Origin of the sequence: Pseudofrankia sp. EUN1h (assembly GCF_001854645.1) — a bacterium.
Lineage (GTDB): Bacteria > Actinomycetota > Actinomycetes > Frankiales > Frankiaceae > Pseudofrankia > Pseudofrankia saprophytica.
In genome coordinates, this window is record NZ_MBLN01000049.1 from 240,033 (window position 1) to 262,495 (window position 22,463).

At 74.4% G+C, this 22,463-nt stretch carries 18 protein-coding genes; 8 read left to right on the top strand and 10 right to left on the bottom strand.

What is annotated here, in order from left to right; all coding sequences use genetic code 11:
• Positions 1-20 precede the first annotated feature (20 nt).
• The 6 genes from BCD49_RS15905 to BCD49_RS15930 form a co-directional block, all read right to left on the bottom strand.
• Positions 21-335, bottom strand: a complete 315-nt coding sequence (locus tag BCD49_RS15905; protein WP_071041621.1) for an AzlD domain-containing protein — start codon at positions 333-335, stop codon at positions 21-23.
• Complete coding sequence (locus BCD49_RS15910; RefSeq protein WP_007517982.1) at positions 332-1,204, bottom strand: AzlC family ABC transporter permease; 873 nt, start codon at positions 1,202-1,204, stop codon at positions 332-334. The genes BCD49_RS15905 and BCD49_RS15910 overlap by 4 nt, the downstream gene beginning before the upstream one ends.
• Before the next feature lie 111 nt (positions 1,205-1,315).
• Positions 1,316-2,281, bottom strand: coding sequence for an AfsR/SARP family transcriptional regulator (locus BCD49_RS15915; RefSeq protein ID WP_071041622.1), 966 nt, complete (start codon positions 2,279-2,281; stop codon positions 1,316-1,318).
• A 168-nt stretch (positions 2,282-2,449) separates the two neighbouring features.
• Positions 2,450-4,120, bottom strand: a complete 1,671-nt coding sequence (locus BCD49_RS15920) for a WD40 repeat domain-containing protein (RefSeq protein ID WP_007515318.1) — start codon at positions 4,118-4,120, stop codon at positions 2,450-2,452.
• 138 nt (positions 4,121-4,258) lie between these two features.
• Positions 4,259-5,230, bottom strand: a complete 972-nt coding sequence (locus BCD49_RS15925; protein ID WP_007515319.1) for an alpha/beta fold hydrolase — start codon at positions 5,228-5,230, stop codon at positions 4,259-4,261.
• A gap of 192 nt (positions 5,231-5,422) precedes the next feature.
• Positions 5,423-6,538, bottom strand: coding sequence for an ADP-ribosylglycohydrolase family protein (locus tag BCD49_RS15930; protein ID WP_035924881.1), 1,116 nt, complete (start codon positions 6,536-6,538; stop codon positions 5,423-5,425).
• A 260-nt stretch (positions 6,539-6,798) separates the two neighbouring features.
• On the opposite strand from BCD49_RS15930, the gene BCD49_RS15935 reads away from it, so the two are divergent.
• From BCD49_RS15935 to BCD49_RS15955, 4 genes are all read left to right on the top strand, one after another.
• Entirely contained in the window at positions 6,799-7,575 is a 777-nt protein-coding gene (locus BCD49_RS15935) for a response regulator transcription factor (protein ID WP_007515321.1), read from the top strand.
• A 560-nt stretch (positions 7,576-8,135) separates the two neighbouring features.
• Complete coding sequence (locus BCD49_RS15945; RefSeq protein WP_232794072.1) at positions 8,136-10,166, top strand: sensor histidine kinase; 2,031 nt, start codon at positions 8,136-8,138, stop codon at positions 10,164-10,166.
• Positions 10,167-10,375: 209 nt separating this feature from the next.
• Positions 10,376-11,809 (top strand): general stress protein, encoded by a 1,434-nt coding sequence (locus BCD49_RS44120; protein ID WP_198939440.1) that lies wholly within the window; start codon positions 10,376-10,378, stop codon positions 11,807-11,809.
• A 205-nt stretch (positions 11,810-12,014) separates the two neighbouring features.
• A complete protein-coding gene (locus tag BCD49_RS15955; RefSeq protein WP_035924878.1) occupies positions 12,015-12,812 on the top strand; it encodes an enoyl-CoA hydratase/isomerase family protein in 798 nt (265 codons plus the stop codon).
• A gap of 73 nt (positions 12,813-12,885) precedes the next feature.
• Here BCD49_RS15955 and BCD49_RS15960 read toward each other — a convergent pair whose 3' ends face one another.
• Complete coding sequence (locus BCD49_RS15960; RefSeq protein ID WP_071041624.1) at positions 12,886-13,620, bottom strand: SDR family NAD(P)-dependent oxidoreductase; 735 nt, start codon at positions 13,618-13,620, stop codon at positions 12,886-12,888.
• Between the two features lie 536 nt (positions 13,621-14,156).
• Between BCD49_RS15960 and BCD49_RS15965 the strand changes: the two genes are divergently transcribed.
• Together BCD49_RS15965 and BCD49_RS15970 are read left to right on the top strand one after the other, a co-directional pair.
• Complete coding sequence (locus BCD49_RS15965) at positions 14,157-15,533, top strand: flavin-containing monooxygenase (RefSeq protein WP_198535994.1); 1,377 nt, start codon at positions 14,157-14,159, stop codon at positions 15,531-15,533.
• 119 nt (positions 15,534-15,652) lie between these two features.
• Positions 15,653-16,951: an NAD(P)/FAD-dependent oxidoreductase gene (locus BCD49_RS15970; protein WP_198535993.1), complete on the top strand. Its 1,299-nt coding sequence runs from the start codon at positions 15,653-15,655 to the stop codon at positions 16,949-16,951.
• Here BCD49_RS15970 and BCD49_RS15975 read toward each other — a convergent pair.
• The gene (locus BCD49_RS15975) at positions 16,860-17,705 is read right to left on the bottom strand and encodes an AraC family transcriptional regulator (RefSeq protein WP_007515330.1); all 846 of its coding nucleotides are present in this window, start codon (positions 17,703-17,705) and stop codon (positions 16,860-16,862) included. The two genes, BCD49_RS15970 and BCD49_RS15975, sit on opposite strands and share 92 nt — an antisense overlap.
• A gap of 151 nt (positions 17,706-17,856) precedes the next feature.
• Here BCD49_RS15975 and BCD49_RS15980 point away from each other — a divergent pair, with 151 nt between their 5' ends.
• Together BCD49_RS15980 and BCD49_RS15985 are read left to right on the top strand one after the other, a co-directional pair.
• Positions 17,857-18,573, top strand: a complete 717-nt coding sequence (locus tag BCD49_RS15980; RefSeq protein WP_007515331.1) for an alpha/beta fold hydrolase — start codon at positions 17,857-17,859, stop codon at positions 18,571-18,573.
• 79 nt (positions 18,574-18,652) lie between these two features.
• Positions 18,653-19,795, top strand: a complete 1,143-nt coding sequence (locus BCD49_RS15985; protein WP_007515332.1) for a DUF4037 domain-containing protein — start codon at positions 18,653-18,655, stop codon at positions 19,793-19,795.
• Between the two features lie 509 nt (positions 19,796-20,304).
• Here BCD49_RS15985 and BCD49_RS15995 read toward each other — a convergent pair.
• The gene (locus tag BCD49_RS15995) at positions 20,305-21,741 is read right to left on the bottom strand and encodes an FAD-binding oxidoreductase (RefSeq protein ID WP_007515333.1); all 1,437 of its coding nucleotides are present in this window, start codon (positions 21,739-21,741) and stop codon (positions 20,305-20,307) included.
• Between the two features lie 181 nt (positions 21,742-21,922).
• The gene (locus BCD49_RS16000) at positions 21,923-22,426 is read right to left on the bottom strand and encodes a universal stress protein (RefSeq protein WP_007515334.1); all 504 of its coding nucleotides are present in this window, start codon (positions 22,424-22,426) and stop codon (positions 21,923-21,925) included.
• Positions 22,427-22,463: the final 37 nt, after the last annotated feature.

The following is a 22,463-nucleotide window of genomic DNA, read 5'->3' on the forward strand; positions in this document are numbered from 1 at the left end:
GAAGGATGGGACGATGGCTCCTAGCCGACGAGGGCGTTCAACGCCCAGAAGACGGGCATGCCGGCGAGGATCGCGGCGTAGGGACGGCCGGTGCGATGGGCCGCCAGCGCCGCGGCGGCGACGGCCGCGAGCGGCGGGAGCAGCCCCGCGAGGTTCGCCTCGACCTGCCCGGCGAGGCTGGTGGCGGCGAGCGCCGCGAACGCGACCGGGACGACGAACGGTTTGGAACGCTCCAGCACCRCCGGGGTCCCGACCCGGCCGAGCAGGACCACCATGCTGATCCGCAGCAGGTAGCTGCCCACTCCGGCCGCCACGACGACGAGCCAGACGGTCATCGCCCCTCCTCCGTCCAGGCGCCGGCCGGCGCGAGCGCCGGCGCGGGCCGCGAGTCGGGAACGGACCCGGGATCGGGAACGGACCCGGGATCGGGAACGGACCCGGGAAGCGAGTCGGGAGCAGACGCGGGAACCGGGTCGGGCACGGACGCGGGAGCCCGGTCGGTGTCGCCGGACGCGCGCAGGCCGACCGCGACACCGACGAGGATCGCGAGCACGATGCCGGTCTGCGCCGGAGCCGGGCGGGCGGCGAGCGCGACGGTCGCCGCCGCCAGCGCCGCCCAGGCCGCGGCCCGCGCGGACAGCCGCGGCACCAGGTCGCCGATCAGGAACAGCGGGACGACGAACTCCAGGTGCAGCCCGGCCGGTACCCGCGTGCCGACGAGCTGGCCCAAGGCGATCGTCACGAGCCAGCCGGCCCACAGGACCAGCCCGCCGCTCAGGTAGTAGACGTGGGCCGCCCGCAGGTCGTCGGGCGACGACCGGCGGTAGCGGTCGAGCCCGACCGCGAGCGACGGCTCGACGATCAGGTAGGCGGCCAGCGCTCGCCACCAGCGGGGCGAGGCGCGCCAGTACGGGGCCAGTGCCGCCGAGTAGAGGACCAGCCGCGCGTTGATCGCGAGCACGGTCACGACGACGACCACGCCGGCAGCGCCGGCGCCGAGCAGTGCCAGCGCGGCTACCTGGGCGCTGCCGGCGAAGATGAGCGGGCCGGTCAGCCAGGCCGCCAGCGGCGGGATGCCGGCGCGGGCCGCGCTGACACCGATGACAAATCCGAACGGTCCGATGCCGGCCAGCCACGGCAGCATCGCGCGTGCACCAGCTCGGGCCTCGGCACGGGCCTCGGGGCCATGCCAGGCGCTGTTCACGTTCTCCCCTTCTTCTGAGCGTCGTCTTCTCCCGAGCGTCGTTCCCTCGGGGTGTCGTTCTCTCCGGTCCCGGCCTGTCGGCCTGGCCGTTCGGGTTCTCGTCCGGTCCGGTCAGGCGGACAGGCCGAGGACGGCGGCACGCAGGGTGAGGGCGTCCTCGCAGGGGGCGACGCCGAGCTCGCGGCGCAGCACCGCGGCCAGCCGGTCGAACTGGCGCAGCACTTCGACCCGCTCGCCGCGGGCCGCGTGCCGGCGCATGATCGCCAGGTGGGCGCGCTCGTCGGCCGGGTCCTCGAGCAGCAGCCGCTCCCAGCGCCCGGCCGCCCGCAGCATGCGCAGGTAGAGCTGCCGCAGCTGCTCGCGCTCCGGCTCGGTCCATGGCTCGTAGACGTCCTCGGGCAGCAGCGGCCCACCGTAGGTGTCGGCGGCACGCGCGGCGAGCGCCTTGTCGACCCAGCGGTCCAGGCTCACGACCCGGCCGGAGAGGCTGCCCGCCCACCCCGCGCCCCCACCGTCGCCGGACGCCGCGACGCCGGGCCCGCCCGCGCCGGGACCGGGGCCGGCGAGCCCGGCCAGCGCGCGCATGCCGGCGCGCCGGAACTCCTCGGCGTCCACGGTCACGTCCCAGTCGGGGCACAGGGCGACGACGTTGCCGCGCAGCACGACGGCGTCGGCGCCGCCGAGGGCCCGGCGGGCGTAGTGCGCGCACTTGTGCAGCCGTGGCACCGCCTCGGCCAGCGCCAGCTCGGGCCACAGCGCGTCGAGGACCACCTCCCGGTGCAGCCGCCGCGTCGGGGCGAGAGCCAGCAGCTTCACCAGCGACATCGCGTGCCGCCGGCACCAGGCCGTCTCCGGCACCGGCACGAACCCGCCCGGCCGGGCACGACCGTGCGCGCCGGCCGCGGCCGGCCACGGCTCCCCCGGCGGGGCGGCCATCCCCGGCCTCCCCGCGGCGGGCGCGGCACCTACCAGGACGGCGAACTCCCCGAGCAGCCGGATCTCGACGGGCCGCGCCGGGGCCGCCCGTCCCCGGGACGCGACGCCCGGGTCGGGCCAGGCCGTCGCCCTCGTCACCATCGTCTGTCCTCCGCCTCGGTCCGGGTCCCCGCCGGCGCCCCCGCTCGCCGCTCGCCGTCAGGACCCAAGACTCCAGCCACCGGGCGGCCCGCGACCAGTACGGCTCCTGTACCCGGGGTGTCGCGTGCGCGTCAGCGCATCAGCGAGCCGGCCCACGCCGACCAGAAGTCAGCGCAACCGCCAGAGGCGGATGGTGTTGTCGATTCCCACCGTGGCCAGGGTGTTCCCGTCCGGGGAGAACGTCGCGCCCCACTGGTCCGCGAGGGGCTGGCCGAGCGGGGCCGCGTGGGCCGGGTCGGCGACGTTCCAGAGGTGGACGACGTTGTCCGGCCCGTGGCTGGCGAGCACCGTGCCGTCGGGCGAGAACCTGACAGCCAGCACTCCGCCCGCGTGGCCGGTGAGCGGCGGGCCGAGCGGCCGTGGACGGGCGGGGTCGCTGACGTCCCAGAGGCGGATGGTCCGGTCCCCGCCGGCGGTCGCGAGGGTCTTCCCGTCGGGCGAGAAGGCGACGTTCCACACGCCGCTGACGTGGCCGGTCAGCGGCTGGCCCAGCGCCGCCGGGTGGGCGCGGTCGGAGATGTTCCACAGGCGGACCAGGCTGTCCGAGCTCGCCACCGCGAGGGTGCGGCCGTCGGGCGAGAAGTCGATGCCGAGCACCTGCTGCGCGCCGCCGCCGCCGAACGGCTCGCTGGTGGGCTTCGGGTTGGCACGGTCGCTGACGTTCCACAGCCGCAGCGCCCCGTCCGGGGTGGCGATCGCGAGGAGGTCGCCGTCGGGCGAGAAGAGGGCGCGGTGGCCCACGCCGGGATGGTGAGCGAACGGCTCGCTGAGGGCGGTCGTGCGGGCGGGGTCGTGGATGTCCAGGAGCACGACGTCGGAGATGCCCACCGCGACCGTCCTGAGGTCGGGAGCGAAGGCGACGCCCCACCAGTCGGGCCGAGCGATCGTCGACCGGCCGATCTCGGCCGGGGTGGCGCCGCCGCCCTTCATCTCCCACTGGCGAAGGGCCGCCTGGCCGGTGTAGTCGGCGGTCGTGCCGCCATCGGCGACGGCGAGGCGCTTGCCGTCGGCGGAGAACGCGAACGAGTACACCGTCCGGGACCTGTCCGGGTCGGCGGGAAGCTGCGCGACCAGGGACGGCGGGGTGGTGATGAGCGCCTGCGCGGTCGTCGGCCCCTTCCCGTCGCGGGTGGCCAGGATGGTGATGCCGGTCGCGGCGGCGCCGAGCACGACGCACACGGCGAGGACTACCACGATGAACCCCCAGCGGCCGAACCGCCGCCGGGACGACCGCGCCGCGGGCCCGCCCGGTGCCGCGGGATAGCCCGGGGAAGTGGGGTAGCCCGCCGACCCGGGATAGCCGGGCGGGACGGGCTGGCCGGGCTGGCCGGGCTGTACGTACCCGGCGGGGTTGGACTGGTTCCGCCACGGCTCGGGCCCGGTACTGGCCCAGCCGTAGGGCGCCGGCGTCGGCGCGGGCGGACCGTGCGGAGCGGGCGCGGGGGTCGGCAGTGGCGCGACCGCCGGCCAGCCGCCCGGGGCGGGGGCGGGCGTGTTCCACGGGTGGTCCGGCGCCAGGCGGGCCGTCGACTCCTCAGGCGCGGCGAACGGACCGTGCGCCCCAGTCCCGGCGAACGAGCCACCCGGGCGGATCGTCGCCTCCTCGGACGACCCCGAGGGCTCCGGCCGCTCCCCCGGCGCGGACTGGACCAATGTCTCGTCCGCGTGGATCGTCGGCTCCTCGGGCGGGCCGAACGGGCCGGGCGTCCCAGGCGCGGACGCTGGTCGAACGATCGTCTCGTCCGGGTCGAAGGGCGTGCTCGCGGGCGTGTCGGCCATCAGCTCTTCTCCCCTGGTACGGGCCGGCCGGGCCAGGTGTCCCCCGCGCGACGCATGGTCATTTCGGAGCGACCGTACCGCAAAGCCCGGGCGGGATCACACGGTCTGGGACCGATTCGGGCGTTCGGTCCGAATCCGCTACCGGCCGCCGCCGCGGCCCGCCGACCCGATCCACGACATCGCCGTGGCGACCATCTCGAGGCCATGGCCCCAGGCGGTCGTCCGCCCGTCGACGAAGACTCCCGACGGCAGCCGGTCGGCGATGAGCCGCGCGGCGGTGGCCGGGTGCAGCCGGTCGCGGGACGCCCCGATCACCAGGCAGGGGCAGCGGATCGCCGCCAGCACGTCCAGGTCGAGCCCCGGGTAGGCCTGCCAGGTGAGCAGCGACTGTCGCAGCTTGCCCGGGTCGGCGGTCCGCAGGACCCGGTAGAAGCCGCCCAGCCCGCTCGCCGCCCGCCGGCGGTGCACATACCCCGCGCCCGGCAGCAGCACCCAGCGCAGGATCTCCAGCACCGACGGCGGGCACGGCCACAGCACACGCGCCGCGGCCGGTACCGGCGCGGTGACGTGCGGCAGCAGCAGGATGATCCAGGCCGGCGGTGGGTCGAGCAGCGGATGGGCGTGCAGGGCCAGGACCGCGCCGGTCGAGGCGGCGATGACGCCGTAGCGGCCGGCGGGGGCGACCGTCTGGCTGGCCAGCTCTGCGACGTCCGCGGCCATGTCCGCGACGGTCAGCCGGTCACCGGGGCGCAGCCGGGACGACGCCTTCTCCCGCGTCTCGACGTACCAGGTCCGGTGGCGCGCCGCGAGCGCCGGCAGGGTCTTGCGCCAGCTGTACGGCGTCGAGGACCAGCCGGGCACGAACAGGACCGGGTCGCCCGCGGCGCCCGACGCGCCGCCGAACAGCAACGCTCGCAGGAGCGCGTCCGGCGTGCGTACCGCGCGGACGCCGTCGCGCCAGGGCAGCAGCGGATCCGGGACGTCGCGCCGCCCCCACTCGGCCTCCCGGACGCGCCAGCCCCAGGGAAGGTCCCGGCACTGCTGGTCCCACCACGCCGCGTCCACGCCCGAACCACGTGCCAGCCGTTCCCGGGCCTCGTCCCCGCCCATGCCCGCATCCCTCCCCGACCGCGGCGCGTCGCCACGTCGAGACCGCCTCCGACGGTCAAGGAGACCCAGTGTCGGCGGGAAAGGAGAAGAGGCAGGCACCCACGCTGGTCACTGTCAGGAATACCCGGGTGCCAGCAGGAGAAGGCAGTCGGCGCGCGACAGCGGAGAGTCGCCGCGAGGCGGCGGCGCCGTTCAGCCGCCGGGGTACCGGGCGACCCATTCGGTGGTGGCGCCACCCCAGGGGTCGGCGACGTCGGCGCTGCCTGTTACCTCGCGGACCAGGTCGTCGGCGACCTCGCGGACCAGGCTGTGGCCTTCCAGCTCGTCGAGCCAGTCGGCGGGCAGCGCGTCCTCGCCGAGGGCGGCGCCGACGAGGTTGCCGCAGATCGCGCCGGTCGAGTCGCTGTCGCCGGAGTGGTTCACCGCGGCGAGCAGCGCGACGCGCGGGTCGTCCGCCGCGGTGACGGCGCAGAAGACCGCGATGGCCAGCGCCTCCTCCGCCACCCAGCCCGCGCCGAGCGTCTCCACCCGTCCCGCCATGAGCTCGGGCGAGGCGAGCCCGCCCGCCCCCGGGCCGTCGGCCGCGATCTCCCCGGCCGCGCCGAGGGCCGCCCGCAACGCACGCGCGACCTCATGCCCCACCGGCTCGTCCTCCGCCCGGCGCAGCGCCGACGTCGCCGCCGCGAGCACCGACGCGCCCTCCAGCACCTCGGCGACGATCCAGGCGAACGCGCCGGCGGCGAGGTAGCCGGACGGGTGGCCGTGGGTGAGCACCGCGCACTCGACCGCCAGCGACCAGGCGTCCTCCGGCTCTCGGCGCAGCAGGCCGAACGGCGCCGAGCGCATCACCGTGCCGCAGCCCTTGCTGTCCGGGTTGGCCGGGCTCTCAGGGGTGCCCATCTTCGGCGCCGACAGGCCGGACAGGCAGGCGTTGCCCGGCGCCCGGCGGGCGTAGAGCACCGGCTGGGCCGCGAGCCAGCCGCTCACCTCGGCCGGAGGCTCGTTCATCCGCTGCGTCACCAGCCACCGCTGGTAGGCCTGCCACAGCACGGTGGGCGGGTGGCAGATCCCGCGGGAGCGGCCGCGTACCGAGGCGCGGATCAGGCCCTCGGCGGTGAACAGCGTCATCTGGGTGTCGTCGGTGATCGGCGCGAACACGCCGTACGCCTCCGTCAGCCCGGTGACCCCGTCCGGCCCGTACGCGCGCCGGATCTCGTCCAGCGACAGGAACTCGATGCCGGCGCCGAGGGCGTCGCCCAACGCGCCGCCGAGCAGGCAGCCCCTCACCCGGTCCCGGTAGGACAACACCGCGATTCCCCCTCCACCACCCCTGCGCCCGGGCACGTGCGCATTCGCGCGCCCGACGCGGCCGGCCAGCCGGCCCAGGCCGGACCCGCGGTCGCGCGTGATCCAAGCGTAGGTAACGTCACCGGTGATCGTGCCCCTCGGCGCCCGCGAGACCACGCCAAGCTCCCCGTCCCCGCGGCATCCGCACCCGAGGGTCACGGCGATAACCTCGATGTGGCGCGACAAATCAACCACGGAGCCCACACGTTGCGAGCCTGCCGATGAGCGCGGCCGAGCCCCCCGCCCCGGCTGGCGCGGCGCGGGCGCGCCCCCGGGTGGTACTCGCCGACGACGCGCCCTTCTTCCGTGAGGCGATCGCGGGGCTGCTGCAACGGTCCGGGCTCGACGTCGTCGGTGAGGCCGGCGACCCGGTGGCGCTGCGGGCGGCGGTCGCCCGACTGCGCCCGGACGTCGCCGTCATCGACATCCGGATGCCGCCGACCCGCCGGTTGGAGGGCCTGGAGGCCGCGCTCGCGATCCGCCGCGACCAGCCTCGCGTCGGCGTCCTGCTGCTGTCCCAGTACCTCGAGTCGCACTACCTGCCGACGCTGTTCGGCGCGGCCATCGCCCCGCCTCGGCCGACCGCCGGCGACACCGGTCCCCGCTCCGGCGGCGCGGCTGGCGGCGCGGGCGGCGGCCGGGGCGGGGTCGGCTACCTGCTCAAGGAGCGGGTCGGYGGGGTGTCGGTCTTCGTCGACGCCGTCCGGCGCGTCGCCGCCGGCGGCTGCGTGCTCGACCCGGAGGTCGTCGCGCTGCTGCTCGACGGCCGCCGCCGTCGCGACGTGTTGGCGCGGCTGTCCGCCCGCGAACGTGAGGTGCTCGGCCTGATGGCCGAGGGCAGGTCCAACCGGGCGATCGGCGACAAGCTGGTGCTGACCCCGCGCACCGTCGAGTCGCACGTCCGCAACATCTTCGCCCGCCTCGGCCTGGAACCCGAGGCGGACGACAACCGCCGCGTCCTCGCCGTCCTCGCCTACCTGCGCGCCGAGGGCCGCTGACCAACCTTCCGTAGATCTTCGGTGGCCGGAAACGAGCGCGCGCCAGCGGCGCCGGCGCCGCCGCACCCAACCCCCCAGCCCTCGCCACGACCGCCCCGGGCCGACCACCGTCGGACGAACCGTGGCAGATGGCCGCGCCTATAAGCCTGCTCATCCAACACACATCAAGAGCAGTGCCGCGAAGTGTGTTGGATGAGGGTGTCTGTAGGCACGGCCATCTGCCACGGTCGGTGTTCGTGGGGAGGTGGTCGCGCCGCTTGGGAGGCCGGGCGGCGGGACGAGGGCGGGATGAGTACGAAGGGTTATCGCGCGTGTACGGCTGAGGCGGTCGCTGGCGGCCGATCACGTGAGCACTGGAGGAGTTCTTCCTCCAGTGCTCACGACCGGCGCGCCCGATGCCCGGTTCCCGGGCCGCGCCGGGCGGCCAATCCGCGGTAGTCCAGCCTGTCCGTGGACGGCCGCAGCCACAGATCGACGGACCGGACGCTGGCCATGACGCCATGCCGGCGCAGGCCTGCTAGGCGTTTGACAGCTTCCGCGGGCTCGCGCATGATCACGCAGTGCAGGTCCACGGGGACGCCCGCGCGGCAGCCGTTCCCGTGCAGCCTGGCGCACTCCCCGGTCCTCCGGACGCGATCCCCGCCAGCCGCCCGGCCGCCCCTCCAGCACCACGCCCGGACGTCGAGGGCATCGCCGAGCCGCCGACAGGCGCGAGTGCCGCGCAGGACGGCGTCGGGCCGCGAACCGTCGACGCGGGTGACCACCCCCCACCGCCTGCGGCCGGGCCGGCGCCGCGCGCGACGGTGCCGGCGCGCCGGACCGGGCTGCCCTGGCCGTCGACGCTGGTCGTGGTCGCCGGTGTCGTGCTGGGGGCCGGGCTCGGCGTGTGCTCGCTGGTACTCAAGGCCGAGGACGGCTCGCACCCGCTTCCCCAGACGATCGCCGGGGTCGTCGGCGGATATCTCTTTCTCGCCGCCGGGGCGGTCGCGTATGCCCGCGGCCCCACCAACCGGGTCGGGCCGCTCATGGTCCTCGCCGGGGTCGCCTACTTCGCCGAGGACGTGCAACTGGCCAGGACCGCCTGGTTGTTCGGGGTCGGACTGCTGCTGGGGCAGGCGTCGACCGGGCCGCTCACCCACCTGCTGCTGGCCTTCCCCGACGGGCGCCTCACCTCGCGCGCGCAGCGGGTGCTCGCCGGCGTGACCTACGCCGTCGTCCTGGGGATAAGCCCGCTGTTCACCCCGTTCAACGACACCAGCCAGCTTCCCGCCGGGCGGGTCAACCCCCTCTACATCTGGGGTCCCCGGTCGATGATCGAGACGTGGAGCCGGATCAACGCGGCGATCGGCGCCGTGATCGGGGCCGGGGTGCTCGCCGTGCTGACGCACCGCTGGCTGACGGCGAGCGGGCCGCGGCGGCGGGTGCTCGCGCCGGTGTTCGTCACCGGCCTCGTCGGCGCCGCCGCGACCGTCGCCAGCGGGCTCGGCCCAAGCACCAGCCCGTTGCGGCCCGCGCTGCTGTGGGTCTACCTCGTCGCCTTCGCGCTGCTGCCGCTGGGGTTCCTGGCCGGGATCCCGCGGCTGCGATTCGGCCGTACCAGGTTCGCCACGCTGCTCGCCCAGCTCGCCACCCCGCTACCGCCCGCCGAGCTGCGCGCCCTGCTCGCCAGCGCCCTAGGCGACCCGTCACTGCGGATCGCCTACTGGCGCCCGGAGACGGCGAGCTTCGTCGACGCGGACGGCCAGCCCCTCGACGTGGCGGCCACCGGTGAGGGCCCGGACCGACGAACGGGCCAGCGCCCGTGGCTCGGCCCGGTGGTCAGGCTCGTCGAACGGGACGGGCGGCGGGTCGCCGCGCTGCTGCACGACCCGGCGTTGCGCGAGGACCCGCGCCGCCTGGAGGCGGTCGTGGCCGCGGCGGGGCTCACGCTGGACAACCAGCGGCTCGCCGCGGAGGTACGCGCCCAGCTGGCCGAGGTACGCGCCTCGCGTGGCCGGATCGTCGAGGCGGCCGACGCGGAGCGCCGCCGCATCGAGCGCGACCTGCACGACGGCGCCCAGCAGCGCCTCATCACCGCCCGTCTCGCTGTCCGGATGGCGCAGGACCAGCTTCCCGGCCCCGAACTCGCCATCCTGCTCACGCGCGCCGCGGACGGGCTGGACCTGGCGATACGGGAGCTGCGCGAGCTCGCCCGCGGCATCCACCCGGAGATCCTCACGGAGGCCGGGCTGGTGGCCGCCGTCGAGTCACTCGTCGATCGGGCGCCGTTCGACGTCCGGGTCGTGGCGGCCGACGTGCCGCGGCTGCCGGCCGCGGTCGAGGCGACGGCGTACTTCGTCGTCGCCGAGGCGGTCACGAACGTCCTCCACCACGCCGTGGCGACGCGGGTCACGATCGAGATCGGCCATCGCGGCGGGCGGTTGCACCTCGCCGTCACCGACGACGGGACCGGCGGGGCCGACCTCGCCGCCGGGACCGGCCTGCTCGGCCTGCGCGACCGCGTGTCGGCGCTGGACGGCACGCTCACCGTCCACAGTCCGCCCGGTCGCGGTACGACCGTCCGCGCCGACCTGCCCGCCGCCAACGACTGAGCGGCAGAACGAGCGGCAGAACGGCGGAACTGCGGAAAACAGGCCATCGGCCGCATGTGGGACCGCCTCTCGTCGAAACGCTGAATCTCCGGTCGACTGGTTGACTGTGGGTGTCCGGGGGAGGTCAACGAGTGACCGCACCCATCGGAGCGACGGACCGACCAGCCCTCAGCGCGGCGGCAGTGGCGGCCCGAGGAGAGGTGGTGGCCATGGGTTGGCGCGAGTTCCTGGGACTGCGCGAGCCGCGGCACCCGCACGAACAGGACTACGACCAGCACGACCGCGGACGGGAGCGGTCCGATGACGACCGCGGCCGCCGCGAGGACCACGCCCCGCCGGAGGAGCCCGCCCATGAGGGAGGAGGCGGTTACTCGGAGAACGATGTCCGCGTGCCCGGGCGCGATGTCCGCGTCGAGGACAGTGAATACCCGGGCGAACGCGAACATCTGGGCGAACTCGAGTACCGGGACGAACGCGAACTCCAGGACGAACGCGGGTTTCAGGACCAACGCGGACTCGAGAACGCGACGGATGTCGAGTTCCCGCGCACGCGACCCCTGGAGTCCGGGCAGGACCTTCCGGCTGGCTTCGAGGTGTTCGAGGCTCCCGTCGAACGCCTCGGCGACTTCGGCGGCGCCGACCAGGTCAGCGACACCGAGGTCAGAGCCACCGAGGTCAGCGACTCTGAGGTCAGCGTCATCGGCGTCGGGAACGCCGAGCAGGCGGTCGACCAGTGGCCCACCGGCGACCAGCCGCCTGCCGGCCTGGCCGGCCGGGCCAGCGACCTGGGGCGGGAGCGCGGCGAGCGGTACGCGGTCCACCGGGACCGGTACCAGGAGTTCCTGGCGGCCGAGGCGGAACGTGAGGAGGCGGCCCGCGCCGAGGCGAGCCGGCCCGCCAGCCCCGCCGCGCGGCCGGCCCGGCCAGCTCCCGGCGCCAAGCCGGCCGGCAAGCGCCGGGAGCCCCGGCCCGCCGCCGGCCAAGGCCCCACCCCCACAGATCGCCGCGACGCGCGGTCCGCCCGCGACGTCGGCCGGGAGGGCGACGGCCAGGCCCGGTTAGCCAGTGGTGGCGGCAGCCCCGCCAGCCACCCTGACGACGGCGCGTTCGGGGCGAAGCCGGGTCAGGAGCTGAGCTGGCGGTTCCCGCCCCAGCAGGTGGTCGCGTCGTACCAGACCCACGACCAGGCCGAGCGCGCGGTCGACTACCTGGCCGACGCGCGCTTCCCGGTCGAACGGTCGGCGATCGTCGGCCGCAACCTGACCAACGTGGAGACGATCGGGCGGATGTCGTGGTGGGACTCCACGCTGCGCCTGGTCGGGGGCTGGGCGGTGGCCGGCGCTCTGGTCGGCTGGATCTTCGGGCTGCTGGACTGGGTCTCACCGCTGCGGACGGCCTTCTCGCTGGCGCTGTGGGGCCTGCTGTTCGGCGCCGTTCTCGGCCTCTTCGCCGGCCTGCTGTCGCGCGCGCTCGCCGGCGGACGCCGACAACGGGTGACGCATAGCCACGTCTACCGGGCGGACAGCTACGACCTGCTCGTCGACTCGGAGCTCGCCGAACGGGCCAGGAGCACCCTGGTCCTCGGCGGCTTCCCCGTGACCGGCGCCGTCCGCAAGGACGCGATCTCGTTCCACCACCGCTGACCTCAGCCCCGTCCGTCCCGGAGCGCCCGGCGATCCCGGTGGTCCTGGTGGTCCCGGCCGCGCCCGCTGGGTCCCGCCGCGTGGTCCGCTTTCGGGTGCCCGTCAGTGAGGGCGTCTGATAAGCACGTTCTCGCCGGGCGGATATCGGTGACGCGGCTGAGGCGGTGCTCTGTGGGTGCTGGGACGTGGTGTGTTGTGGGACGCGATGAGTGACGTGACCCGGTGGGAGACGCTGGACGTCTCGGTCGACGGACGCGTCGCCTGGGTGCGGTTCAACCGGCCCGACCGGCGTAACGGTGTCACCACCGCCATGGCGGTCGAGATGTACGGGGCACTGTCGGAGCTCGCGGCGCTGGACACGGTCAGCGTGCTGGTGCTGACCGGCAACGGGGACGCGTTCTGCCCCGGCGCGGACCTGCGTGCCGCCGCCGAGGACGCCGAAGCCGCGCGCCGGCTGCCCGACCCGGAGACGTACCACTCGGCGCGGCTGCTGCACGAGATGCCGGCGCTGACGGTCGCCGCCATCAACGGTGCCTGCGCGGGAGCCGGGTTCGCCTGGGCGGCGGCCTGTGACGTGCGGGTCGCGTCGGCGTCGGCCCGGTTCGCCACGGCGTTCCTGGCGGTCGGGCTGCCGGGCGAGCTGGGCCTGGCCTGGACGCTGCCGCGCAGCGTCGGCGCGGCGCGCGCCCGGGAGCTGCTGTTCCTCGCCCCGAAGATCGACGCGGAGCAGGCTCGGGAGTATGGCTTCGTCAGCCGCGTCTGGCCGGCCCACGAGTTCCGGCGGGAGCTGGACGGCCTGGTCACCCAGCTCGCGGGCCGGCGGCCCGAGGCGATCCGCGAGATGAAGCGCAACCTCGTCGAGGCCGAGCGCCTCCCCCTCGGCGACTACATCACCGGCGAGTCGGCCCGCTACCTGGCCCTGCTCACCGGCGACGGTGCCGACGGCGTCCGCGACCGCATGGCCCAGCGCCGCGACCAGATCCAGGCCGACCACCCCGAGTAACCGGGCCCGGCCGCGCACGGCGGCGAAGCGGGGCCAGCTGGCGGGCGGGCGGCGACGGCCGCGACGGCGACGGTCAGGCGATCGAGCCGCCGTCGATGAGGTACTCGCCGCCGGTGATGGCGCGGGACGCGTCACTGACCAGGAACAGGACGAGGTCCGCCACGTCCGTCGGCTCGGCGGCGAAGCCGAGCGGGATGTGGGAGAGCGCCTCCCGCTCGTGGTAGCGCAGCAGGTCGGCGGACATCTCGGTGCGGACCAGGCCGGGGCACACGCAGTTGACCCGGATCTGGTCCCGCCCGAGCTCCAGCGCGRCCGCCCGGGACAGGCCGCGCAGGCCGAACTTGGACGCGACGTAGGCCGAGCCGTTCGGCATCGCCTTGAGCCCCGCGGCGGACGCGGTGTTGACGATCGCGCCGCCGCCGCGGGCCCGCATCGCCGGTACCACCGCGCGGATCCCCAGGAAGGCGCCGACCAGGTTCGTGTCCAGCACGTCGCGGAAGGTCGCCTCGTCGGTGTCGACCAGGCCGCGGCTGACCATGACACCCGCGTTGTTCACCAGGATGTCGAGGCCGCCGAACTCGCCGGTGGCGGTGTCCACGGCCTGTGCCCAGGTCTGCTCGGACGCGACGTCGCCGGACACGAAGCGGGCGGCGGGGCCGAGCCCGTCCGCGGCGGCCTTCCCCTGCTCGTCGAGCCGGTCGACGAGCACGACGCTCGCCCCCTCGGCGACGAACCGGGTCGCCTCCGCGAGCCCCTGCCCGCGCGCCGCCCCGGTGACGATGGCGACCTTGCCGTCCAGCACTCCCACGCCCGTCCGCCCTTCCCGGCATCCGCGCCGGTCGCCGGTCGCCCGCGCCGCCACGCCCGGGCGCGGCGGTCGACCGGGACGCCCACGAGGACGTGCCTACCAGACGAACCGTCCGGCACGCAGCCGATAGCACCGCGCCGACCCGACCGCGGCGGCCCTGCCCGACGGATCCCGCGGGTCCAGCGCGGCCGCATGCCCGCCGGACCCGCCGGACCCGCCGGTCGGGCGGTTCCCGCGGGCCTGACGCGGTGTCAGGTGGGCGACCCACGGGTGGAAGGTCCGGGGAAGGCGCCGTTCCTAGCTTCTTCCTCATCACGAGCACACCGGCCGGCCCGGCCGAGGCCTCCGGCCCACGTGCTCCCACCGCGTCAACGAACCACCAGACCCGGCCGCGCCGCTTGCCTCCCGGCGTGGCCGCCCTGGCGCCGGTCAGGCCCCCGTGCATGACGCCGCCCCCCGGCCGGGGGCCTGACCGGCGCCGCCCCGACACGGCGTCCGTCCGAGGCGGTGGAGATCCGAGTCGGTGGAGAAAGGACATGAGCCCCATGGAGACCATCGACACGGTGGTGATCGGCGCAGGGCAGGCCGGCCTCGCCGTCAGCAGGTGCCTCACCTCCGCCGGTCGGGAGCACCTCGTGCTGGACCGGGGAGCGGTCGGCCAGCGCTGGCGGGACCGGTGGCAGGCCCAGCGGCTGCTCACCCCGAACTGGATGAGCCGGCTGCCGTTCTGGTCCTACCAGGGCGACGACCCGGACGGTTTCCGGGGCTTCCCCGAGCTCGTCGGCTACCTCGAGGACTACGCGGCGTCGTTCGACGCGCCCGTCCAGGCGGGCACGGCCGTCGAGTCCGTCACCCTCGCGCCCGGCGCGCCCGCCCGCCACACAGCCGGTACGGCCGGCGCCCACCGCGCGGCCCGTGCTCGCCGCGGAGGCCGAGGCGGCGCTGGCGCGGCGCGGCCCGGACCGCCCTCCCGGTTCGTGGTGTCCACCGACCAGGGCGGCTTCCAGGCCCGCAACGTCGTCGTCGCGGCGGGTGCGTGCGACGAGCCCGTGATACCGGCGGGGCTCGCCGGCGCGCTCCGCGGCGTCCATCAGCTCCACGCCGCCGACTACCGCGGCGCGAGCGGCCTACCCGCTGGCGGGGTGCTCGTCGTGGGCGCTTCGTCGTCCGGGCTGCAGGTCGCCGAGGACGCGGTCCGGGCCGGCCGGCCGGTCACGATCAGCGTCGGCGAGCACCGCCGACTGCCCCGCGCCTACCGCGGCATGGACATCTGGTGGTGGCTGGACAGGCTCGGCATCCTCGACCGGAGCGTGGAGGACCTGCCGCCCGACGAGCAGGGACACCGCGAGCCGTCGCTGCAGCTCGTCGCCGGGCGTGACCTCGACCTGGCTCTGCTCGCCGACGCCGGCGTTCGCCTGGTCGGGCGGCTGCGCGCGGCGAGCGGTTACCGCGTCGAGTTCTGCGACGACCTCGCGGGCACGACCCGGGCCGCCGACGCGCGGATGCGCCGGATCCTCGACCGGATCGAGGCGAACGTGCGTGGCAGCGGTTTCGCCGCCGAGCTCGACGACCCGGAGCCGTTCCGCCCGGTCGACGCGGCGCCGGCGCCGACGCACCTCGACCTGAAGGCGGCCGGCATCGGCACCGTCGTCTGGGCCACCGGCTACCGCCACACCTATCCGTGGCTCCAGGTCCCGGGCGTGCGCGATGCGACGGGGCGGATCCGCCAGAGCGGCGGCGTCACGGCCCGGCCCGGGCTCTACGTCGTCGGCCTGCCGTTCCTGACCCGACGCAACTCGCATTTCCTCGACGGCGTCCGCCACGACGCCCGCGCGGTGGTGACCCACCTCTGCCTCGGCCAGATCCCCTGGCCGCGCGCGGGCAGATCCGTCGACGGGGCGACCCGTCGATGACAGCGTTGGCGGCGCCGTCGTCATTACCGTCGCCACCGACGCCAGCGGCGACGACGGCGACCCGGGTGGCCGGCCGCGAACAACGATCCCACCTGGCGGCCAAGCGGCCATGTGACGTCGTGGTGGTGGGAGCCCGTTGCGCGGGGGCGGCGACGGCGATGCTGCTCGCGCGCGCCGGCCTGCGCGTCCTGCTGCTCGACCGCGCCGCCGAAGGCGCGGACACGGTCTCCACCCATGCCCTGATGCGCGGCGGCGTGCTGCAGCTGCACCGCTGGGGACTGCTGGAGGCGATCGTCGCGGCCGGCACCCCGCCGGTGCGTTCCACCGTCCTCCACCACCCCGACGAGACGGTGCGGGTGGCGTTGCGGCCGGTGCCTGGCGCGGCCGAGCTCGACGCGCTGTACGCGCCGCGCCGGACGGTGCTCGACGCGGTCCTGGTCGACGCCGCCCGCCGTGCCGGCGCCGAGGTCCGCTTCGGGACGCCGGTCACCCGGCTACTGACCGACGGCTCCGGGCGGGTCGTCGGCGTCGCCGCCCAACCCACATCGGGCGGCGGGGCCGGGCGGGAGGTGCTGGTGCGGGCCGCGCTGACGGTCGGCGCGGACGGGCTCGGCTCGACGGTCGCCCGCGCGGTGGCCGCGCCGGTCGCCCAGGTCGGCCGGTCCGCCGGGTCCTACCTGTACGGCTACTGGCGCGGGCTGCCCACCGATGGCTACGAGTGGTTCTTCGGGCCGGGCGCGTCGGCGGGGCTGATCCCGACCAACGATGGTCTGACCTGCGCGTTCGTCGGGCACGCACCCAGGCGGATGCGCTCCGTCCGTGCCGGGACTCGTGACGCCCGCGCCGCGTTCGACGCGGTGCTCGCCGCGGCCGCCCCGAACCTGCCGGACCGCCTGGCCGCCGCCGAGCTCGCCGGGCGCCTGACCGGGTTCGGCGGCCACCGCGGCCACCTGCGCCACCCCTTCGGACCCGGCTGGGCCCTCGCCGGCGACGCCGGGTTCTTCCACGACCCGCTGAGCGCCCACGGGATCTCCGACGCGCTACGGGACGCGGAGCTGCTCGCCCGCGCCGTCCTCGATGCGGGCCCCGCGCCCGGGCCGGACCTCGACGCGGCCCTGGCCCGCTACCAGCGAGCCCGCGACCGCCTGGCGCTGCCGCTGCTGGCCGCTACGGACAGGCTCGCCTCCCACGCCTGGGACGGGACATCGCTGCGCCCGACACTGCGCGCCCTCAACGTCGCCATGAGCGCCGGGGCCGAGACCCTGCTCGCCCTCCCGCCGCTGCCGGCCGGCCACCCGGTGGCGGCCCGCTCAGGGGCCAGACGAATCACCCCGAGGACTTCGCCACCGTCGGGAGTTGCGATGCCTGAGCGGTGGTCTGGCGACTGGCTCGGTAACGGCCCGGGGTCGTTCCGATGATGTTGGTGAACGCCGCGATGAAGCCGCTGGGGCTGGCCCATCCGCAGGCGTAGGCGGTGTGGGTGGTGTCGTGGCCGTCGGCGAGCAGCACGAGCGCGTGGTAGATGCGTAGCTGCGTGCGCCATTCATAGAAGGTCATGCCGAGTTCGTCGCGGAACAGTCGGCTGAGGGTGCGGGTGCTGGCTCCGACCGCCTTCCCGAGTTCGGCCAGCGTGGCGTTGTCCGCCGGCGTCTCGTGCAGCATCCGGGCGATGGCCTGCAGTCGGTCGTCCCGTGGCTCCGGCAGGTGCAGTGGCTGTTCGTGTGCTTCGCGGAGTTCATCGACGAGGACTCGCAGAAGGCGAGCGCGTGCTGCGCGGTTGTAGTGAGGCGCGGCGGCGTCGTAGTTGCGGGGGCCGGTCAGGGCGAGCAGGACCTCGCGGGCGAGGTTGGAGGCCAGGAACACGGCTGGATGGCCTGGTATGAGCCGGGCGAGGGCTGGCGAGAGAAAGACGATCCGCATATCGGTGTCGCCGTGGGCGCGGTGATAGTGCGTGAACTCGGCGGGGGTCCAGGCGACCCGGTTGGCGGGAACGATCGACGTTCCGCGCTCGGTGTGCACCGCCAGGACGCCGCTGGCGGCGTACACCAGGTGTCCCCTGGCATGCGACTGCACCGCGCTTGTTTCGCCGGATGGCCGGAGGTGGCGACCGCCAGACGGCCACACATGCGACGTCACGCCGGCGACCAGGGAAGGTTGGCGGCGAACAGGCATCGATTGGCATCCTACCGGTAGCAAGCCACACCTCGAGCTGGTGAGACTGCCTCATGCGGAGTGGTCCGCAGCCGCGCAGAGCGCCTGGCTGAACCACCTGTCATCGAGGCAGCGTGCCTCGATGCCGCAAGCCTGAAAGAGGGAGAAGCGCATGGCGACGTTCGTCCTCGTACCCGGCGGCTGGAAGGGCTCCTGGTCGTTCGAGGCGGTGGTTCCGCTGCTGGAGCGTGCCGGCCATGCCGTTCACGCCCTGACCCTGACCGGTCTGCGGCCAGACGACGACGACGCGACGGTCGCGACCGCCAACCTCGCCACGCACGCCGACGACGTACTGCGGCTCCTTGATCGCACCCACCTCACCAACGCGACGCTGGTCGGCCACAGCTACGGCGGGATGGTGATCGCCGCCGCCGCCGATCGCGCCGACGGCCGGATCTCACGACTGGTGCATCTCGACGCCTACGTACCGCGCGACGGCGAGTCGTGCTGGTCGTCAACGAACGAGCACTTCCGGGAAGTGTTCGCTGCCGGCGCCGCGACCACCGGCTACGCCGTCCGACCGCCGGACGGCGGCAGCGGCGATCCCCGCCGCCGCCCCCATCCCCTCGCCTCGTTCCTGCAGACGATCCGGCTCACAGGCACGCTCGCCCACATTCCCCGTCGGGAGTTCATCTACTGCTCGGGATGGGAGGACCGGACGCCGTTCGCTGAACTGCGCACCCGACTCCAAGCCGATCCCGAGTGGCAGGTCCATGACCTCCCGACCGGCCACGACGCGATGCATGAGGCTCCGGAGGCGGTCGCCGCACTACTGCTCGGCGAATGCGTCGCGGATGCGTCGACGCACGGACGACAGGCCTGCCGTTGAGGGCACACAGGCCAGGGCCGGTCGGACGACGCCAGAAACTGGCTCGCCGGCCGGCGGCGGCCGTGCGCAGGATGCCGCCATGGAAAGCGGGTTCCTGCCGGGCGTGGAGCTGGCCCGGCGGTTCTACGAAGAGGCCGTGAATCCGTTGCTACGCGGGCAGTTCCCACGGCTGACGCACAGTGCGGCCCTCATCGGTTCGGGATCGGAGGTGCTCGGGTTCGACACGGCCCGGTCGATGGATCACGACTGGGGACCACGGCTGCAGATCTTCGTGCGTACCGACGACCTGGCCGCGCACGGCGGCGCGGTGGACCGGCTGCTCGCCGAGCGGCTGCCCGCCATGGTTGCCGGCTTTCCGACGAACCTGGAGCCGGCCGGAAACGCGGCACGCGGCACGCGGCATATGCGGCCGACCCGCGGGCCGGTCCGTCACGGGGTCGTCGTCGCCGGGCTCACGGAGTGGCTGACCGGCCACCTCGGGTTCGACCCGCTGACCGGCGTCACGACGCTCGACTGGCTGGCCACGCCGACGCAGACCCTGACCGAGGTCACCAGCGGGGCGGTCTTCCACGACGGGCTCCGCCAGCTGCAGCAGGCCCGCCAGGCGCTGGCCTGGTACCCGGACGACGTATGGCGCCATGTGCTGGCCTGCCAGTGGCGGCGGATCAGCCAGGAGGAGGCGTTCGTCGGCCGCTGCGGCGAGGTGGGTGACGACCTCGGCTCGGCGATCGTCACCGCCCGGCTGACCCGCGACCTGGTCCGCCTATGCCTGCTGATGAACCGGGTCTATCCCCCGTACAGCAAGTGGCTCGGCAGCGCGTTCGCCCGCCTGCCTCGCGCCGCCGTCCTGACCCCGGTACTGACCGCGGCCCTGGTAGCTACCGACTGGCACGACCGCGAGCACCACCTCACCCGCGCCTACGAGACCATCGCCGACCTGCACAACGAGCTCGGCCTCACCGACTGGGTCGATCCCACGGTTCGGCCCTTCCACGACCGGCCGTTCCAGGTCCTCGATGCTGACCGCTTCGCCACCGCCCTGGCCGGCACGATCACCGATCCCAGGCTCCGCGCCCGTCCGCTCACCGGCGCCCTGGACCAAGTCGTCGACAACACCGACGCCCTGGGCGACCGCATCCGCCGCCGGGCACTCGCCAACGCCCTCGACGTCGCCGACCTGCCGGACCTGGCGGGACCGGAAGCGGGTCTGCCTGAGCGGTAGGAGGTGCCTCGCCAGACACTCAGCGATCCGAAGGCGATTAGTCGGGCGACGACGGCCTCCGCCTGAAAGATTTCCCGGTCTCGCGAGCATCAGAACACGGGCGGCCTGGACGCCGACTTCTCCTACGCCGCGGGCTTCGCCGCAGGCGTGGATCGCGCCCGGACATTCATTCGGGCAGGCCGCCACGACGAGGCGTTCGCGGAGATCCTCGCCGCGCTCCCGCTGTGGAAACCGCTCTCGTCGCTCCACGTGGCACCGATGGGCCTTCTCTGGGACCGAGAACTCGGGCCCATCATGACCAACGAACGACGCCAGCGCCTGCTGGGCTCACCACGAACATCGTGAACCACCGCAACCCGTCCCGGACCACAGGGCATGGGTTGGTTCGGGACGGTTTCAAGACCGGCCACGCTCACGAGGTCGAGGATGCTGGCTCGGTCAGCGACAGGTCTGACTCGCGGCCGCGGACGTCGTCGAGCAGGAGCCACCGTCGGCCCCGGATCGTCGGCTCAGCTCTCGGCGGGCGGAATGTTGGGGTTGAGCCGGAAACGGTTCTCCGGGTCATAGCTGCGCTTGATCCGCCGGAGGCGTTCGACGTTGCGTCCCCAGGCCCGCGCCCGGTCGGCGTCGTCAAGATCGGCGTCACCGCCGAAGTTGAGGTAGGTGCCCGACGCGGCCCGGAGCGCCACGGCCTTGTCGTAGGCACCGCGCACCCAGCGGATGTTCGCCTCGTCGTCGGCCTTGTCCGGCCAGTTACCGTCAAGGCTCAGCATGTACCCGGCGCTGCGATCACCGAACGCGGTCTCCGCCGCCCCGACGCGCGACATGGCGCCGCCGAGAAGAGGCACGTGCACCAAGGTCCGCGGGTGTGGGCGCCGCTGCCCGACACCAGTCACGAACGTGACCGCCTCGTCGTCGAACTGGTCCAGGTAGACGGACTTCCAGTAGCTCTGCAGCTCACCCTTGGGGAACAGGGGATCGATGGCGGACTGCGCGGCCCGGAACGGCAGGGCCTGGCTCATGTCGGCGAGCGGCTCGCCGAACTGGGCGAGCGCGCGGCACGCCCGCTGCCCCTCGTCCGGGTCACCGGCATACACGGCAGCCGTGATGAGCACGTCACGGTTGTGCACGGCGGGCGGGAATGCCGGCGCCGCCGGCAGCGACCACAGCATGGCGCGGCTGGTGACCTCGTCGGGGACGGTGGACGTCCAGTCCCGCCACCGGGGGAGCACATCGCCGGCGGCGTCGATCGGGTAGACGACCAGGCTGTTCCAGACCACCGGACCGACCGGATAGGCCTCGAACTCGAAGGACACCACCACGCCGAAGTTGCCGCCGCCGCCGCGCAACGCCCAGAACAGGTCCTCGTTCTCGGACGCGCTGCACCGCACGATCTCGCCACGAGCCGTGACGACCTCGGCCGCGCGCAGCGCGTCGCAGGCCAGCCCGTACTTGCGGTGCAGCCAGCCGATTCCGCCGCCGAGCGTCAGGCCAGCCACACCTGTGGTCGACACCACCCCACCAGGTACCGCGAGCCCGTGGACCTGCGCCTCACGATCGACGTCCCCCCAGGTCGCCCCGCCCGCCACCCGCACGCGCCGGTGTTCCGGGTCCACCCAGACGCTCCGCATCGCCGACAGGTCGATCATCAGGCCGTCGTCGGTCGTGGAGGTCCCGGCGATGCTGTGGCCCCCGCCCCGGACGGCGACGAGCAGGTCTCGCCCGCTGGCGAGGTTGACGGCGTCGACGACGTCCGCGGTTCCGCTGCACCGAATGATCAGACCCGGTCGACGGTCGAGCATGGCGTTCTGGATGACTCGTACCTCGTCGTACCCGGCGTCGGCCGAGGTCAGAACCTGTCCACGGAAGACCGCGCGTATCTCCTCGACCGTTTCGTCAGAGAGTGTCTGCCGCTCTCCGCCCAGAGTGAGCAGATGTGTCGACATGAGACGCTCCTCCCCTGGCGCTCGCCGGTGTCACCGGTGGGCACCGCTCCGCGCCACTCGCCTTACAGGGTCGCGCGACCGCCGGGTCGTCGCAAAGCGTGCCGATACGGCAACCAGGCGTTGTACACGGGATGCGGCGAATTGGTAGCGGAGTTCCGCCGGGACGGACCGCCGCGCGGGATCAGGGGACGACGGTCACCGGCCAGTTGCCGGTACGGACGAGGCGGGTGGCGAGGGAGCCGACGATGCGGTGGCCGGCGCTCTCCGAGGCGCCGACGACGACCATGTCGGCCCGTACCTCGTCCGCGGTGCGACGCAGGGCGACGAGCGGGTCGCCGTACCGGACGACGAAGGTCGTCGACAGGCCCAGCTCCTCGGCACGGCGCGCGACGACGTCGCGGATCTCGGCGGCGACGTCGGCGGACGCCTGCTGGACCGCGCCGACCGCCATCGGGGCCATCGCCTCCCACGCGGGCGTCGTCTCGACGTAGACGACGACCAGCCGGGCTCGCTGGCGGCGGGCGACCCCGGCCGCGTACGAGGCCGCCCGCAGCGCGGTCCGCGACCCGTCGACGCCGACCACCACGGTGCCCGGCCCGTCGGTGCCCAGCTCGAACGGGCCGGGATTCCACACCGGCCCGAACCGTTCTACCGACAGGACCCCGGTGCCGTCCGTGACGTCCATATGCCCAGTCTGCTCCGCCGGATCGGCGAACGGTGGC